15 protein-coding genes, 1 pseudogene and 2 riboswitches are annotated in these 17,383 nt (G+C 37.7%); of the genes and pseudogenes, 2 read left to right on the top strand and 14 right to left on the bottom strand.

The annotated features are described in order from the left end of the window. Positions 1-8 precede the first annotated feature (8 nt). A riboswitch (SAM riboswitch) is annotated at positions 9-109 on the bottom strand. Between the two features lie 157 nt (positions 110-266). From P3U61_RS00950 to nrdD, 3 genes are all read right to left on the bottom strand, one after another. Further along, complete coding sequence (locus tag P3U61_RS00950; RefSeq protein WP_014612854.1) at positions 267-1,544, bottom strand: O-acetylhomoserine aminocarboxypropyltransferase/cysteine synthase family protein; 1,278 nt, start codon at positions 1,542-1,544, stop codon at positions 267-269. Between the two features lie 63 nt (positions 1,545-1,607). Beyond that, positions 1,608-1,706, bottom strand: a riboswitch (SAM riboswitch). 197 nt (positions 1,707-1,903) lie between these two features. Beyond that, on the bottom strand, positions 1,904-2,443 hold the full coding sequence (nrdG, locus tag P3U61_RS00945; RefSeq protein ID WP_014612853.1) for an anaerobic ribonucleoside-triphosphate reductase activating protein: 540 nt from the start codon (positions 2,441-2,443) through the stop codon (positions 1,904-1,906). Further along, entirely contained in the window at positions 2,440-4,257 is a 1,818-nt protein-coding gene (gene nrdD / locus P3U61_RS00940; protein WP_373568390.1) for an anaerobic ribonucleoside-triphosphate reductase, read from the bottom strand. The genes nrdG and nrdD overlap by 4 nt, the downstream gene beginning before the upstream one ends. A gap of 845 nt (positions 4,258-5,102) precedes the next feature. Between nrdD and P3U61_RS00935 the strand changes: the two genes are divergently transcribed. Continuing rightward, positions 5,103-5,216, top strand: a complete 114-nt coding sequence (locus P3U61_RS00935; RefSeq protein ID WP_110144662.1) for a type I toxin-antitoxin system Fst family toxin — start codon at positions 5,103-5,105, stop codon at positions 5,214-5,216. Positions 5,217-5,343: 127 nt separating this feature from the next. Here the strand turns inward: P3U61_RS00935 and P3U61_RS00930 are convergent, their stop codons facing one another. From P3U61_RS00930 to P3U61_RS00880, 11 genes and pseudogenes are all read right to left on the bottom strand, one after another. Further along, complete coding sequence (locus P3U61_RS00930) at positions 5,344-6,705, bottom strand: PTS ascorbate transporter subunit IIC (protein ID WP_015729719.1); 1,362 nt, start codon at positions 6,703-6,705, stop codon at positions 5,344-5,346. Positions 6,706-6,723: 18 nt separating this feature from the next. Continuing rightward, positions 6,724-7,008, bottom strand: coding sequence for a PTS sugar transporter subunit IIB (locus tag P3U61_RS00925; protein WP_014612849.1), 285 nt, complete (start codon positions 7,006-7,008; stop codon positions 6,724-6,726). Beyond that, positions 7,005-7,454, bottom strand: coding sequence for a PTS sugar transporter subunit IIA (locus tag P3U61_RS00920; protein ID WP_014612848.1), 450 nt, complete (start codon positions 7,452-7,454; stop codon positions 7,005-7,007). Before P3U61_RS00920 ends, P3U61_RS00925 begins: the two co-directional genes overlap by 4 nt. A gap of 12 nt (positions 7,455-7,466) precedes the next feature. Beyond that, on the bottom strand, positions 7,467-9,401 hold the full coding sequence (locus P3U61_RS00915; RefSeq protein WP_015729721.1) for a BglG family transcription antiterminator: 1,935 nt from the start codon (positions 9,399-9,401) through the stop codon (positions 7,467-7,469). Positions 9,402-9,916: 515 nt separating this feature from the next. Beyond that, entirely contained in the window at positions 9,917-10,951 is a 1,035-nt protein-coding gene (locus P3U61_RS00910) for a sensor histidine kinase (RefSeq protein WP_014612846.1), read from the bottom strand. Further along, positions 10,952-11,638: a response regulator transcription factor gene (locus P3U61_RS00905; RefSeq protein ID WP_015729722.1), complete on the bottom strand. Its 687-nt coding sequence runs from the start codon at positions 11,636-11,638 to the stop codon at positions 10,952-10,954. It lies immediately after the preceding gene. After that, positions 11,616-12,074 (bottom strand): DoxX family protein, encoded by a 459-nt coding sequence (locus P3U61_RS00900; protein WP_014612844.1) that lies wholly within the window; start codon positions 12,072-12,074, stop codon positions 11,616-11,618. The genes P3U61_RS00905 and P3U61_RS00900 overlap by 23 nt, the downstream gene beginning before the upstream one ends. 39 nt (positions 12,075-12,113) lie before the next feature. Then, positions 12,114-12,566, bottom strand: a complete 453-nt coding sequence (locus tag P3U61_RS00895; RefSeq protein WP_014612843.1) for a DM13 domain-containing protein — start codon at positions 12,564-12,566, stop codon at positions 12,114-12,116. A 1,703-nt stretch (positions 12,567-14,269) separates the two neighbouring features. Next, positions 14,270-14,659 (bottom strand): annotated as a pseudogene (gene rbsD / locus P3U61_RS00890) (D-ribose pyranase). Continuing rightward, positions 14,652-15,536 (bottom strand): ribokinase, encoded by an 885-nt coding sequence (rbsK, locus tag P3U61_RS00885; protein WP_041614892.1) that lies wholly within the window; start codon positions 15,534-15,536, stop codon positions 14,652-14,654. The pseudogene rbsD and the gene rbsK overlap by 8 nt, the downstream one beginning before the upstream one ends. Next, on the bottom strand, positions 15,536-16,507 hold the full coding sequence (locus tag P3U61_RS00880; protein ID WP_063284752.1) for a LacI family DNA-binding transcriptional regulator: 972 nt from the start codon (positions 16,505-16,507) through the stop codon (positions 15,536-15,538). Before P3U61_RS00880 ends, rbsK begins: the two co-directional genes overlap by 1 nt. Before the next feature lie 269 nt (positions 16,508-16,776). On the opposite strand from P3U61_RS00880, the gene P3U61_RS00875 reads away from it, so the two are divergent. Further along, a complete protein-coding gene (locus tag P3U61_RS00875) occupies positions 16,777-17,292 on the top strand; it encodes a peroxiredoxin family protein (RefSeq protein WP_015729726.1) in 516 nt (171 codons plus the stop codon). Positions 17,293-17,383: the final 91 nt, after the last annotated feature.

Genomic DNA, 17,383 nt, shown 5'->3' with positions numbered 1-17,383 from the left:
TGAAAGTTGACTTATCTTCTAGCAATTGTGCTACTGGAATTGGCACAGTGAATCAATTCCTGTTGCCGAGATTTCATTGGGCCAGTCCCTCCATCTCTCTTGATAAGACGATGATGTATATTCATGGGGATACTTTTTAATTAATGAAAGGTAAAATCATGGCGGTAGAACAACTGCATCTTCCATATGAAGTTTCATTGTTTAAAAGCATTCATTTCAATCTACCGTATCATGAATTTCCCTTTATTTTGTGCGACGTTTAAAAATTAAAGTTTAGCAAAGCCTTTTTCCAAATCCGCAATAATATCATCGATATGCTCAAGGCCTATAGAAAGACGAATCGTTTCAGGGGCAATACCTGCTGCTGTTTGTTCTGCCTCCGTCAATTGTTGATGTGTCGTTGATGCGGGGTGGATGACAAGCGATTTGGCGTCTCCTACATTCGCTAACAAAGAAAATAATTCTAAGCCTTCAATAAATTTTTTGCCAGCTTCGTATCCACCTTTGACACCAAAGGTAAAGATGGAACTTGCGCCTTTTGGTAAATACTTCTCTTTTAACGCATAATACTCACTCGTTGGCAAGCCAGCATATTTAACCCATGCGACTTTGTCATGCTTTTCAAGATATTGTGCAACTTTTTCAGCATTTTCTACATGACGTTCTAACCGTAATGAAAGCGTCTCTAATCCTTGCGTTAGTAAAAATGCATTAAATGGTGAGATTGCTGCTCCTGTATCTCTTAATATTGTTGTTCGAATTTTAAAAGCAAGTGCGGCTTCACCAAACTTTTCACTGAATACTAAACCATGATAAGATGGATCGGGTTCACTTAATCCTGGAAACTTGCCATTATCCCAATTAAAATTACCTGCATCAACAATGACCCCGCCCATTGATGTTCCGTGTCCACCAATAAATTTGGTTGCAGAGTGAACAACAATGTTCGCGCCATGTTCAATCGGACGTGAAAGATAAGGCGTCGCGAATGTATTATCAACAATAAGTGGAATACCTTGTGCTTTTGTAATTGTTACAAGTGCATCAAAATCCTCAACATTACCTTCTGGATTACCAATCGTTTCTACAAATAAGGCCTTCGTATTGTCTTGAAGCGCATTTTCTATATGACTAACTTCTGTCGTATCGACTAATGTGACATCAATCCCATATTTCGGTAACGTATGTGTGAACAGTGTATGTGTCCCGCCATATAATGTAGAACTTGCTACGATATGATCACCCTTTTGCGCGACAGCTTGAATCGCATAAGTAATCGCTGCCATACCTGAAGCAACCGCTACACCAGCGACACCCCCTTCAAGTTCGGTTACCCGTGTTTCAAGAACGTTCGTTGTAGGATTCATCAGACGTGTGTAAATATTTCCAAGTTCATCTAAACCGAATAAATTCGCCGCATGTGCTGTATCGTCAAAAGTAAAAGATGTCGTTTGATAAATTGGTAAAGCACGTGAATGGCTACTTTCGTCGACTTCTTGTCCTGAGTGCAATTGCAACGTTTCAAATTTAAAATCACTTCTCATTTGACATTCCTCCTAATCATAAAAAATAAAAGCCTACCTGATAAAGATAGACTTTTACTAGAAGACTTATCTCTCAGGTAAAATCACCTGCAGGAATTAGCACCTAACTGAATAGGTTGCCTGGTTTCAAAGGGCCTGTCCCTCCACCAATCTTGATAAGTATGATTCAATTGTTAAAATGCAAGATGTATCGCGAAAATAGAACGGCCAATGCAATAACCGTGCGGGTGTTTTACTGGCTTTTAATGTTACAACAAGTCTATCTAACATCCTTAACGATGTCAATATACAAATCCGAATTTTCTTGCAAGTTGCAAAAATTCGAAAAATTATATTTATGAGAATCAGCACGCATCTGTTTATTCAATGTAAATCGACTGGCTCATCATCTTAGTTTTAATAAATTGATGAACATCAATGACACGTTGGTTTAATGACCCTTTATAGGGCAAATTAGGTTGATATAATTTTTGCATGAACATGCCGTCTACAATCACATCAGTTTGTTTTATGATCTCTGTCCGTTGGTCATTAGCACGCCATAAATATTCGAATAAATATCCCGTCCATATCCATAATGACTTTTCACGACCGTATCGTGCACGAAAAGCTTGAACAAGTGGCGCAACAACTTTCAAATTGCAAAAAGGTTCGCCTCCTAAAATACTTAATCCAGCTATATATTCTGGCGCACACGCATCAAGCACTTCTTCCATCACCGTATGCGTCATTGCTTCACCATAGCGAAAATGTTGGGCTGCTTTATTGTAGCAACCTTGACATTGAAATGGACAACCAGAGACATAAACACTACATCGGACACCTTCACCATCGACAAAACTTTGGTATTCGATTTTCGCAATATAACCGGCACCAGTGCTTACATCTAATACACTCATGATTGACGTACCTTCAGATGTTTGACTCGTGCACACATTTCTTTATGGCGGCCTTCAATCGTCGGACGTTGCACAGGATTACCAAGATAACCACATGTCCGCTTCACCACATCCACCGTTTCTGGATTTTGATTGCCACATTCCGGACAACGATAACCTGTCTCAGTCGTATCAAAATCACCTTCAAAACCGCAATCATAGCAATGGTCAATCGGAATGTTAGTCCCTAAATAACTCACTCGGTCATACGCATAATCCCATACAGTTTCGAGCGCTTTCACATTATGATCTAATTTAGGGTATTCACAGTAGTGGATATAGCCACCCGATGCTAAATAAGGGTAGTCTTTCTCAAAATCTAACTTTTCAAAGGGTGTGACATCTTTACGCACATCGTAGTGAAAAGAATTTTGGTAATAACCTTTATCTGTAATATCTGGTATGTCACCAAATGCTTCTCGATCCAAGCGACAAAAACGGTCCGTCAACGACTCGCTAGGCGTACTATAGATGCTAAACCATACATCATATTGATCTGTCCATTCAAGTTGATAATTTTTCATTTGTTTTAAAATATTTAATGTAAAATCTTTCGCTTCAGGATTCGTCTCCCAATTTGGACCAAAGAACACAGTCGCTGCTTCATATAATCCAATATAGCCCATCGAAATCGTTGCGCGTCGTTGGTTGAAAAATGTATCGACCGGATCTTCTTCATTAATTCGGTGTTTGAAAGCGCCACGTTTGTATAATATTGGTGCATTGTTCGGTACAGCTTCTTTCACACGCTCGATACGATAAACGAGCGCATCGTGTAGGACTTGCATCCGCTCATCAAACAAATCCCAAAAACGCGTCATATCACCAGCCGACTCAATCGCTATACGTGGAATGTTTAGCGTGACCACGCCTAAATTACAGCGCCCATTATTTTCAAACTCACCTTGTGCATTTTGCCATGCAGGTAAAAATGAGCGACATCCCATTGGCGCTTTAAAGTCACCTAAAAGTTCTACAGTTTTATCGTAATTCAAAATATCTGGATACATCCGCTTCATCGCACATTGTAACGCCAACTGTTTGATGTCATAATTCGGGTCTTCTGGTGCAAAATTAGTCCCTTTTTTAATGGAAAACACGAGTTTTGGAAATATCGCTGTAATGCGGTCTTTACCGAGTCCTTTAATCCGTGTCTTTAAAATTGCTGTTTGTACTTTGCGACTAAGCTCATCTATGCCTAATCCAAACCCTAATGTAACGAACGGCGTCTGACCATTTGAAGTATAGAGCGTATTAATTTCATATTCTAAACTTTCGACCGCATCTGCAATATCTTGGGTTACCCGTTTATCTACATAGTCATCAATTTGATCACTCTTAACAAATTCACGTGCAACCTCACGATGTTTCTCTTCATTAAACTTTGCATAATGACTCAATAATTCATCAACACGATCAATCGTGCAACCACCGTACTGACTGCTAGACACATTCGCAATAATTTGAACAAGTTGGGCCGCGGCAGTTTGAATTGACTTTGGAGATGTCACTTGTGCGTTCCCAATTTGAAAACCATGTGCCATCATTCCTTTCGCATCGATGAGACAACAGTTCGTTAGCGGTTGGAATGGATGGTAATCTAAATCATGGAAGTGAATTTCTCCTTTTTGATGCGCCATCGCAACATGCGGGGGTAATAAATGTTGTAACGCGTATGATTTTGAAACGACACCTGCCGTTAAATCGCGCATTGTTGAAAAAGTCTCACTATCCTTATTAGCATTTTCATTTACAATCGTTGGATCTTTTGTCATTAAACCTGTTAATTGTTTTTCAAGTTGTGTCAAAATATCACTCTTTTCTATATGTAGTGTCTATAAACAATCATAAACACCATATATAGTGATTTTCAAATGATATCTGAATCATTAACCGATTTGTCATTTCTTTTTTAACATTATGTGAACAAAGCGTTGTGAGATAGAAGGTGTCAAAAGGAACTTCATCGTACGATTTTTTTTAGTTAAATCACGTGTATCGTCGTTAGATTTGTTGGGGATGGATTTTAAATATGAGGAATATCTCTATGTATTATCGCATTGTGAGAAACGAGTCAGATGAGAAATAAGCGATAATAAAAACCCCCTCACTTTGAATAAAAAGTGAAGGGTCGTGTGTGAAATCTTAAAGCAATACACACTCACTGTTCTCAGTAGGTGTACCATTGCTTTGATTGTCCATTGGCTATGAAATAAAAATAACGGTAAAAAAATAGGCGATTGTAGCCACACCATTAAAAACCCCTCTCACTCTGGTACAGTGAGGAAGTGAGGTGTAAACCTATTGTAAAATTTTACATCTTTATTATAACCTTTCTTTATAAAAATTGTAACTCTATTGATGAAAACTAAATTTACTCTCATATGTTTCTAGGCGCTTATCACAAAATTTTTAAAAGTGACGTCAATGAACGTCGAACAATTGAAGTATCACGCGATGTGAGATTGACTTTTAAAAAAACAGAGAACCATTCATCAGCAGAAAAACAATAAACGACTATTTTTATATTATAACTTTATTTTTGCATTTATAATGTTATATAATAGGGTATCGCCTATCCTTTAGGTGTCATTTTGGCATAGAAGGGAGGTGTAGACATATGTGTGAAATCTTTTTTCACTATATAGCCACTACTTTAAGTGGCTGTACTGTTGCTTTATTTGCCTATTGGCTACACAAAAAAGACAACAGAGACAAAAATAGGCGATTGTAGCCACACCATAAAAACCCCCTCACTGGTCCAGAGTGAGGGGGTTTGGTGTAGTACATGTGTGAAATCTTATGACACTATTATAGCGTCTCTTTAAGAAAGGTGCAAGTTTATTTTAAATGCAGATGCATTAAGACTTTGTCGCTTCTGAAACTGTACGACCGCGCTTTTGTAATACAATCGCGACGGCAACTACAATGATAATACCTATGACCAGACCCACAATGCCTAAATATTTGACGATATTACCAAATACAATGCCAACAACTAAAAAGTCAGTATCTGAGAAGGTCGTTGAAGCGAGTCCTAAATCTCCTAAAAACGGTAAGAAGAGTAAAGGTAAAAACATGATCAGTAGACCATTTAATGCTGACCCTGCAACAGCCCCTTTAATGCCACCGCGTGCATTACCAAACACACCTGAAGTCGCACCTAAGAAGAAGTGTGGGACAACACCCGGTAAAATCACTACACCACCAATTAAAAACATCACAAACATACCAAGTACACCTGTTAAAAAGCTAACGAAAAACCCAATCAATACTGCATTTTGCGCATAAGGGAATACAATCGGACAATCTAATGCTGGCTTCGAATGCGGAACCAACTTTTCTGAAATACCTTTAAATGCAGGTACAATTTCGGCCAAAATCAAGCGGACGCCCGTTAAAATGATAAACACCCCTGCCGCGAATGTAACCCCTTGAATGAGTGAAAAAACGATAAAGTTTTGATCTTTACTAATTTCATCGTGTACATAACCGACACCAGCAAATAAACTCGCAATGAGATACAGCAAAATCATTGTTAACGAAATACTAATCGTACTTTCTCGTAAAAAGCTCAAACCTTTGGGAAAGTTAATCTCTTCCGTCGATTTAGAATGGCCTTTAAATAATTTTCCTACTTCACCTGCTGCCCAATAACTCACTGTCCCAAAATGGCCTAATGCGACTTGATCATTACCAGTGATTTTACGCATCGTCGGTTGTGCTAATGCTGGAAATACAGCCATAATCAATCCTAAAATTAATGCACCTAATATAACCGTTAACACACCTTTAATATGCCCTACCGTTAAAATAATGGCTAAAAATGCGGCCATATAAAACGTATGATGCCCAGTTAAGAAAATAAACTTCAAATTCGATACGCGCGCAATTAAAATGTTCACTAACATGCCAAATACCATAATGAGTGCTGCAGTTGTCCCATATTTTTCTAAAGCTATCGAAATAATCGCTTCATTGTTTGGAACGACCCCTTGGACTCCGAATGCATGTTGGAAAATCTTTCCGAATGGTTCTAATGATTGCACAACCACACCGGCGCCAGCACTTAATACTAAAAAACCTAGAATCGTTTTAATTGTTCCGGATGTCACTACTGACACTGGCTTTTTCTGTACAACTAAGCCGATGAATGCAATTAAAGCAACAAGTATCGCAGGCTGGCTCAGTACATCAACTATTAAATCAAGTATCGTTTGCATAGACAACACTCCTTATTTTTAAATGACATCTAACGTCTCGAATTTATCTATTAGTTTTCCTTCTAACTCTGCCTTATCTAAAATATTGTCTAAAATGAGCACATCCCCGAGTCGTGCCGCATTTTCTTCTAAGTCACGTCCACAAATAAACAAATCAGCCATTTCAGGACTTGCACTCATAATGTCACTATGTTCAACATCGACAGCATCTTTTAGCGTCAACTGTTTTAACACTTCTTGGACATTCATTTCTACCATAAAACTACTTCCTAATCCGTGACCACATACCACTAAAATTTTCATCTTTGCTCTACCCCTTTGATAATTGATAAGATTTCCTTTTCATTTTGACTTTGAATTAAATTTTTTACTATTGCTACATCTCCTAAAATCTGTGCCAAACTCTGTAAAATATCCAAATGTGAGTGCGTATCCACTGCACTAAATACAAAAACTAAGCTGGCATAGTGGCTCTTTTCACCAAAATTGATATGCTGATTGAGCTTCAACAAACTGATCCCGACTTTGTTCACGTTACCATTCGGACGCGCATGGGCAATCGCAATCTCCGGGGCAATGACAATATAGGGACCATGTCGATATACACTATCTATCATCGCGTCGATATAACTTTGACTAATATACTCTTGTTCTACGAGGGGTTGAGACGCTTCTTTAATTGCTTCCTCCCACGATGCCACACATTCTTTCACATTGATCTTATCTTCTGTCAGCATTTCTAAGGACATATTCGGCCTCCTTTACAAACACGCTAATTTATTTTTCAATCCCGTCAAATCTCCATTTAAGAGTTGGACACGCATGGTGTCATCCATCAATATGTCACTCAGTTCTTTCAAAGCAGTTAAATGTTTTTGCGGTTCATCGGTCGCTAAACCAATCATCACCTTGACCGGATCAAATCGCTCATGTCCAAAGTAGACACCTTGTTCAAAATGAAACAATGTCATGCCTACTCCCTTCAACGCAAATTCTGTACTGCCGTGAAGTAACGCAATATGCGGACTGATGACCATATATGCCCCAAACTCATCCAACTTATTGATAATTTCTTTTTTGTACTGTGCATGAATCATGCCTGCTTGCTCTAGCGGTCGCATCACTTCAGCAATCGCTTCATTTCGAGACATCTTTTGGTGAATCGATCCCAAAAATTCAGATTTCATCACTTGTTTCAATTGCAAGCCTCGTCTTGATAGATGATGTACAAAGCGTTCCCGTTCTTTATTAATGATGTCATTAAGTTTTTCTCTATCTTTCTCGTCCAAAAAAGGTGTCACTTTAATACATTCAATGGATTCCAATTCGATTGGTACTGTCGTAATGACATAATCGACGTAACGTTTTTTCAACTGTGTTTCATCAATTTGATACAACGAATAAGCATTTAAAATATCAAACTCTGGGTAAATTTTTCGTAACTTCTCTTTTAATAATTGTGACGTTCCAATACCAGAGCCACACAATAATACAATTTTGATTTTTCGACCTCTATGCTGTGTCAATCTTTCAATTGCCGAAGCGACATGAAGTGTTAAATATGCCATTTCATCATCTGTAAATTCAACCTCGTATAATTCTTCAAAAATCCAAATATTGTCGGTAATCACTTCTGTTATTTCCATGTACTGAGTATAAATTTCTTGTTTAATAGGATTATGTTGAACGAAACGATATGTTAACCGATTGAGTGCAGGAGCCAAATGTAGATAGAGATTATTGAGCAATTTCGTGTCTCTAATCAAATCAATGCCCAAGCTCGCACTCATCCTTTCGACAAATTGGTGAATGAGAATTTTAAGTTCTTCAGTGCCAACATGATCATTTTCAATTTTTAACTTTTTAGCACTCAATAAATGAAGTGCTATGAACATCGTTTCTGATATCGGAAACGCAATGTCATCATGTTGTTCGACTTCGACTGCAATCGCTTGAGCAACTCGGAATGCATCCGTCTCTATCAATGCTGTGAGTGCTTCTGTCGGCGGTTCCATCGTAAATTGTTTTTTAACACGCTGTATCGCAATGAGCAAATGAATCACTAATCCATCAAGCGCAATTTGAAAGAGTGGATACCCCTTTTCTTCTAACGTACGAATGACCATTTGTCGCATCCACTGCATATCTTCATTTTCAAATAATGTCTTGCGTACTAATTCATTTGTCGACTTTACATAATCGTGAATAATGAGACCATAAGCCTTGCGATAACTCCCTTCATCTCCATCAATGACAAACCCTTTATTTTTCATATAACGTAAAGTTAACGCCTGCGCTTGAAGCCACTCTGTCACATCTTTCAAATCATCTACAATCGTACGTCGCGACACATTAACCAAAGTAGATAACATCCGAGAATTAACAGGTGCTTTCGCTTCAAACAGATGTAATAAAATTTGTAAATGCCGTTCACTTTTCGTAAAATGCACATCTGGAAAAGTCGCACGATTCATCTGCCGAATTGCACTGAAATTTTCACACTCAATTTTAATGCCGTTACTTTTACTCCTTTGAATTTGTAATTGTAATGCTTCCTTCATAAACTCAATGTACTCAATATCATATTGAATCGTTCTTTCGGAGCGTTCAAATTCATTTGCCAATTCAGCAATGGAAATGAAATCTTGAGCTTTGATAACTTTGTTTAAAATTTCAAATTGTCTGTTCGTTAGCAACGTTCAACCTCCTATGTCATTATTGTAATAGCTCCAGTCGTTTTATAGATGTGCAATTCACTTCAGTTCTCAAAACGAAATTTTGCATATGCAGCTCGAAGGAAACGACAGAACTCACTACACGCGCATCTTTGCACCACACTGTAGTTGTCTTTATTAAAACCTTAAACGATTCATAATCAAAGCGGTTTCAAAAACATAAAATCATGATTAATATAAAAATGGATAAGTTTGAACATATAGGAAATTGAAATAAAGAAAGAAATCATCAAGAAATAACACCTATTTATGGGCATTTTTAAAGTGGTGAAACAGTATGAGAGAGATGTGCAATTGCAACAAAAAAGAGACGGAGGTGAGATGAAAGAATGTGAAGAGAGAAAGCTATATTTCTGAACGTTTAGCTTTCCATCCATCAAAAAAGACGCTAGGACTATGCCTAACGCCTGTAATATCTATCTATATAATTTATGAAAGGTTTGAGAAGTACTGAGTTTGAGAATTATTATTTATATTTAACATACTTTTGGAGGGAAGTATAATGTGATTGCTGTCCCTTGACCATATGTGCTACTCACTTCGATATGCCCATCCATTTGATGCGCTAAAGTTTTAGCAATATATAAACCAAGACCAGAACCACCTGTATCTTTATGTCGAGAACTTTCTACGCGAAAAGTTCGTTCAAATATATTTTTGATATCTGATTCCATAATACCCATACCTTGATCAATGACGGAGATGGCAATTTCATCATTTTCTTCAAAGACCTTCACGGCTAAGGGCGAACCGTGGTCAGAAAATTTCAGCGCGTTATCGATGAAGTTCATGAGGATACGTTCTATCGCGCGTTGGTCTTGAATAAAAGGTTTGATATTAGGATCTATTTCTACATCAAGCTGTCTGTTTTCATGGTGTAATTTTTGTGAATAAATTTCAAATATTGGGATAAGCAATTGATCCATATGAATGAGTGTTTGTTCGCTTTCTTGGTGGTTGACTGTGATGACGTCTGTCAAATCGTCGAACATTCTCGACAACCGATCAGACTGACTTATAAGAATGCTGTATGCTTTCTTCGTATCACATTCACTATGGATAATGCCGTCTCGCAATCCTTCTGAATAGGACTTAATACTTGCTAAGGGTGTTTTTAAATCATGGGCAAGATTTTGAACTAAATTCATCTTTTCTTCTTGCTCTTCTTTGATAAGATTCATTTGCTCTTGAATTTTATCGACCATTTGATCAAAAGATTCACTCAATTGTTGTATTTCTTTTGGGGCATGTATTTTTGTCTTTTCTGTTTCAAATTGGCCATTCGCTATTTTTTGAGTTTTGTGGTTCAGCCTTTCTATCTTTTTAATCATGGGGACTGTAAAAAAGATACCGATAATGAGTGTCATCATACCAGAAAGAAATGAACATAGCGTTAATAGAATCGTTAACGGTCCATCAAACCACATCAATTTATATAGCGTATAGAATAAAAAGGTCGTTGTGATAATTGTGACGATAAACGAATAAATTAATTGCTTGCGTATCGTCATTTAAAGCTGCCTCTGAAATTTATAGCCCAATCCCCATACCGTTGCAATGATATAGTCATCGTAGCCATATTTCTCTAGTTTTTCGCGTATACGATGAACATGAACATTTAGGGTATTCATGTCTTCGTAATACTCGTAACCCCAAACTTGTTCTAGCAAATCTGTTTTGGACAAAGCGACTGATTCATGGTTTGCAAAGTACCATAGCAATTCGAACTCTTTGATGCGAAAAGGGATCACTTCCCCTTCTAATTCTACGGTTTTGTTTAAGTTATTTAATACGAGTCTGCCACAATGAATCGTTTCTTGTGTTGAAGGACTTGTGACGTTGACACGATTCATTAAATTTTTCACTCGTATAACTAACTCACGGGGACTGAAGGGTTTCTTGACGTAATCATCTGCCCCTAACATTAAACCGAATATGGTGTCTTGTTCGCTTGTCTTCGCAGTTAAGTAAACATATGGGATATCGAGTCCTTGATTTTTCATCTCGCGTACCACTTCATATCCATTCATCTCAGGCATCATAATATCAATTACCATAACATCAACATTCGTATTTAATAAATCGAGTGCCTCTTTGCCATTTGATGCTGTGGAAACGTGGTAGCCTTCGTATTCAAAATAGGTTTTACAGATTTCTCGGATGTCTTGCTCGTCGTCAACTATGAGTATGTGCGTCATGTTCATCATTCCTTATATTTTTACGTTTGATGAAATGATTTAAACTCAATGATGCTAATGTTTCTCTATTCATTAATAGAATAATGAAAAACAACAATTGAAGTGGGTACGTAAAAATCATATCAGCTAAAATATAATTTAACATAACAAACACACCAAAGAAACTCGCAGTATATGAGAAAACACCTAAAATGAGACCTAAACCAATTGCAATCTCACCTATTTGAACCATCCATTTGAAAAGCTCCAGGTGGTTTGCAACTGCAAACTCAAAGAATGTCTTATACCATTGTGGGGAATCTTGGTTGTCACGGATTACTGAAACAAGTCCATCAATCGCAAAACCACCCGTTAGTTTTTCAAAGCCTTGCATCAGGATATAAAAACCTGATCCTAAGCGAATAATCAAAATTAAGACTTTATAAGCTATCGCCATATGTTACTCTCCTTTCTTCATGATGTCGATTCCGTCTAACTATTTAAGTTCCGCAGAACCAAAAATAACGTGTGCTTTGTCACAGTAAATTGTTACTGTATCATAGTCTGCTGCATTGACATCTTTAAGGTCGAAAGTTTGAGTTGCTTCGTTATATTTAACTGCATCTAACTTCACACCGTTTTTGATGACATTACCTTTTGTTAAGTAAACATGTAAATCTGGACCTTTTGATGATTCGTAGTCAGTTAACATCAACTTACCATCTTTAATCTCAGCTTTACCTTTTACCATTTCGTTGTTTTCACCTTTGAATGTGCCTGTTTTCATTACTTTTGAATTATCTACTTTAGACTCATTCGCTTTTTTGTCGTGCATTGAAGATTCAGCTTTGTTGTCCTCTTTTGCTTTATCTGCGTTGTCGTTACCACAAGCACCTAGCAAAAATGTTGTCGCTAAAGCACCTGAAACTAATGCCATTTTCATGTTCATAACAAATTCCTTCTTTCTTTTTGGGATTACATGTATCATGATATATGCTTGAAACAGCAATTAACATAAACTACTCATTAATAATTCTTAACTAAATATTAACAACCATTTACTAATTAGTTTTTATTAATTTTAAGTTTATTATCATACGTTTGTTGTAGACGTCAGTGACAATATGCACACTTTCTTTTATATTTCATTGGTTCAGATATAGATATAGTCCGTCCGATATCCTGCCTCATCGCTGTCACATTATTCTAAGAAGTCTATTCATCCGCTTGCATACTCTATGCAATTAAAATAGAAATCGTTGTTCGTTGCATCATCTCTTCACTGATATATCAAAAAACATAGAAACACATTAAAATAGACCGTTACACAAAATTTTTAGGCTAGCCTAACTTTTTTGTTTACAAAACCTATATGATGTGTTATCTTAAAATTGTTCAATTCGATAAACGTATATCACATGTCATTCTCTGTAATGGCTTTGCTTTTTCATAGCGATTCATCTGGTCTCAAAGGCATAACTTGAGCCCTATGCGTACACTGTGATGACCGTATGAACGATATGAAGGCTTCTCTGATATTTTCGTTTTATCATTGAACAATTCAATTAAGGCAACGTCGCATTAGCCCTGCACAACTTGTCTTAATTGATGGTGGAACGTAATGTTACTTGATATTTGTTATTGTGCGCACACTCATATCTATGTTTTACATTACAAAGTAACAATGCTGATACCTATCTCAACATTGTTCGCATTTCAATCAAATCCGTTACTTGAAGCCAAGGGTCAAGAATCATACACATATCAGTCATTCCTAAAAAGACTACAGTAAGCAAGCATTCATATTTCCCTTAATAAGTAAAAGCCAAGTTGGACAATCTCAGCATAGTTGATAGCAGATTGTCACAACGGAAATGTTTATCCTCCATAACTAAAGTAAGATTGAACAGCAGGTATGAATCCTATTAAACAGTTGAAGGTTCGCCTATGTTATCCCTCTACTACATAGAGTGAAACGATATCGACTGTAACATGTTAATATATGCCATGATATAAATTAGCCCTTGATATTGTGACATGTATTGGGTAGTTACGTTATACCCCTAAAATTGCGTAACACCTCCAAAATTACAACTTGATTCTATAGTTAAGGTTGTTGGTATAGTGATACACTCCCTTTCATCTATAGCAACATACCGACATCTTGTATCATTTTTACAACTCTAGATAATTAAAAAAATCATCTTAAAATCTTAAAACCTTTAGACCCCTGATGTGCTTCATCTCACATCAGGGGCATTTTTTGTGGTGTGATGGATGTCGTGTTGTTTTTGGGTATTGGGTGATAAAGACGTTGTTTTAAATGGTTGGTTGCTTGCCTCGGGACTTTTCTCTTTGTGGAACATTTGCTCATTTCACCCTCTGTTACATTCAGTCTCTCTTCATGACATGTGTGGAGAGGAAATACAGCAAAGCCCCCGTTTTAATTTTCTTCCCTTTAAATTGTGAGACATCATAAAAACAGACGTATGTGAGATTTCTCCCAAACATACGTCTACTTTTGATAAATATGTGGTTTAATTACTCATTGATTTGTTTCAACAGTGGCTAATCGTAGTCGCTCATTCGTATCAAGGTGATTCATGAGCTCTTGAAATTTTGATGGTCTAGGTAGGGCACCGTTGTCACCCCTTAGAAAATCACACCACTTTTTAAAATAATATTGGCATATGGTGTTGCCTCATCTGTTCGAATAATTGCTTTCGCATGGCGTGTTTGTTTTTTAAATTTTTCATGTGAAACCATTTCAAGCGTTGGAAAACCGTTTTTAACTTTTTGATACAACGCTTCATTTTCCTCTACCATTTCTCGAGCTACAATGGCTTGTTCCACGACCATGTGATACATAAGCGCTTCATACACTTCTTGAAATGATGGCGTGCCTTTTTTCAATGCGATATCAATACGTTTGACCCCTTCTGGAATTGGGAGTCCACAATCCGCAATAACGATTTCATCTGTGTGACCTCACCTGTTTAATGCACGCGAAATTTCACTGTTTAATGTTCCAAATCTATACACCTAATTCACGTTCCAAATCCGCAAAATACGGCATGCCGCCTTGTGCCCCCATACCTGTTACTGAATAACTTGCTGCTAAGTTGGCAAATTCAATCGCTTTAGTTAACGAATAATCTTTTTGTAATCCGACTGCCAAGGCGCCGTTAAACGTATCTCCTGCACCCGTCGTATCTTTGACCGTTCTTTTGAAGCTTGGGACCTTAACGATTTGTTCGCCGTTATGATACATTGCCCCCTCCGAACCAAGTGTCACAATGAGTTTATTTGGATATTGTGCCGTGACTTCTTCAATGGCCTCACCTTTAAATAGATGCGCGCTTTCCGTTTCATTAGGCGTAATATAATGCGCTTGTTCGATGACTTTTGCAGGCACTTCACGATAAGGTGCGGGATTTAAAATAGATACAATATCATGTTGCGCGCAGTAATCTATCACATGCGCGACTGTTTCTGCTGGAATTTCTTGTTGAATCAGCACAATATCTCCCGCTTCCATACGCGCTAAGTACGGCTGAATCCGTTCTGGTGTCACATAACCATTTGCTGATGGCACAACGATTATGCGATTGTCTTGCTGTGATAATGTAATATGAGCTGTTCCAGATGATTCACCTTCAATCACTTCAATGCCATCTATTTGCACACCATTGTCTTTAAAGTTTTGTTGAATTTGCTCGCCGAATGTATCTTCACCGACACAACCGATCATATGCACTTGTTCACCGAGACGTGCTGCCGCAACAGCTTGGTTCGCACCTTTGCCTCCAGGTGTTGTAAAGAAGTCCTCACCTAACACTGTCTCACCTTGTTCTGGTACCACCTGTGAAGATACCACTAAATCCATAGACATACTTCCAATGACATAAATTTGACGCATCATTGATTCCTCCTTGTCGTTTCTCTTTCTATTAATGTGACATCTAACAATGTTTTGCGTTCTATGTTGCTTTGCCCTTCAATTTGGGCGATCAATTTTTGCGCTGCGCGTTCACCTAACGTATACGCCGGTTGTCGCACAGTCGTTAATCCAGGCACCAACCATTCCGCTAGTGGCATATCATCATAACCGACAACTTGCACATCTTCCGGTACCCGCTGTCCGTCATAATTGAGCCATTTTAATACACGAAATGCAGCTACATCATGACTACAAATGACACTGTCAATGTCGTTTGCATGAACTAAACTTAAAAATTGTGCCTCAGTCATAGCTAAATCTGATATTTCAAACACTGTACAGCCCGCTTCTTGCAACACTTTGCGTGCCGTTTCATACCGCTGTTGAAATGATTGATAACTTTGATCTTGATACACAATCAACACGCGATGGCCCTCGCCACGGAGCACCACTTCCGCTTGCAAACGTCCCCCTTGTTGATGATTGGCTTCAACACAAAAGTCATCCTTCGTCACTCGATCGATAAGTACATGCGGTCGCTCGTCACTTTGAAGCTGTTCAAAGGCATGCTCTGTCGACAGTTGGGATGCGATAATACCACTACAATGATTCGCTTTAAAAGTCGCTAAATAATTCAACTCTTTATGCTCATTCATCGCACCATTTCCAATCATAATGTGATAACCGTGCGCCATCGCTGTATCTTCAACGCCACGTGCTACTTGTGTAAAGAAAGGGTTGCTCATATCTGGTAACAGGAGACCGAGCACTTTAGATTGTTTCATATTCAAAGTCCGTGCCACTTCATTCGGTGCATAGTCTAACTGTTGAATCGCGGCTTCAATTTTAGCTTTCGTCGCTGCTTTAACATAGCCACTCCGATTCATCGCCCGAGACACAGTTGCTACCGATACACCAGCCAAAGCAGCCACTTCTTTAATGGTCGCCATCACACACCTCCTATTATGGAAACGTTTACATATAAATTACCACGAGTTTCACAAACGTGCAATATAAAGTGTTTCATCTCTTGTTAAAACTAGGACTTCCCGCACATTAACGGTAGTATAAAAGTCATTTTCTGTTCAAAAATTACTTTATTTTTTCTTTACCACAAGCACACTACTTCGCTGTTTATCACAACAATGCTATATTTGAATTAGCAGAAATATCTTAACAGTATATCCATATTAAAGAAAATAAAAAGGAGAGAATAACAATGGCAGAGTTTACATTAGGCGATCAAATGCCGAACTTTCAATTGAACGCAACAGATGGAACAACATTCGATTTTCACCAATTCCAACAAACGCATCCGAGCCAATGGTATTTTGTGATTAATTTCCGTGGCTCTTGGTGCCCTGTTTGTATGGAAGAGCTCGATAGTTTAATTAAAAATGTAGGTTACTTTGAAAAGAAAAATATTCAAATCATTTTAACGTCAAATGATACAGCAGAAAATCTTCGTCAAATGGTTGAGGAAAAACAAGTGCCTTATCCAGTGCTTGTCGATGAAAACAATGATTTTGCGAATACTTACGGGGTTTATAGCCATCCAGATGATTCGATTTATGATGACCACGGGACGCACAATGAACCTGCATATTTCTTAGTTTCTGAAGATAATCGTTTACTTTATCAACAAAAACAAACAAATCCATTTGGCCGCCCAAGCATGATTGAGTTAAGAAAGATTATTCAATATATCCAAAAAAGTTATAAAAAGGCTGAATAGTAGAAAAAGAATCGTTCTATTGGAGATGTGGTTATAACTTTATTAGTAGTGTAAATAAAACTAAGGCGTAACACTTTATTTCATCACTGTA

This window comes from Staphylococcus pseudintermedius, from assembly GCF_034042775.1.
Taxonomy (GTDB): domain Bacteria; phylum Bacillota; class Bacilli; order Staphylococcales; family Staphylococcaceae; genus Staphylococcus; species Staphylococcus pseudintermedius.
Note: the sequence above shows the minus strand (reverse complement) of the source record. Positions and strands in the feature narration are given on the sequence as shown.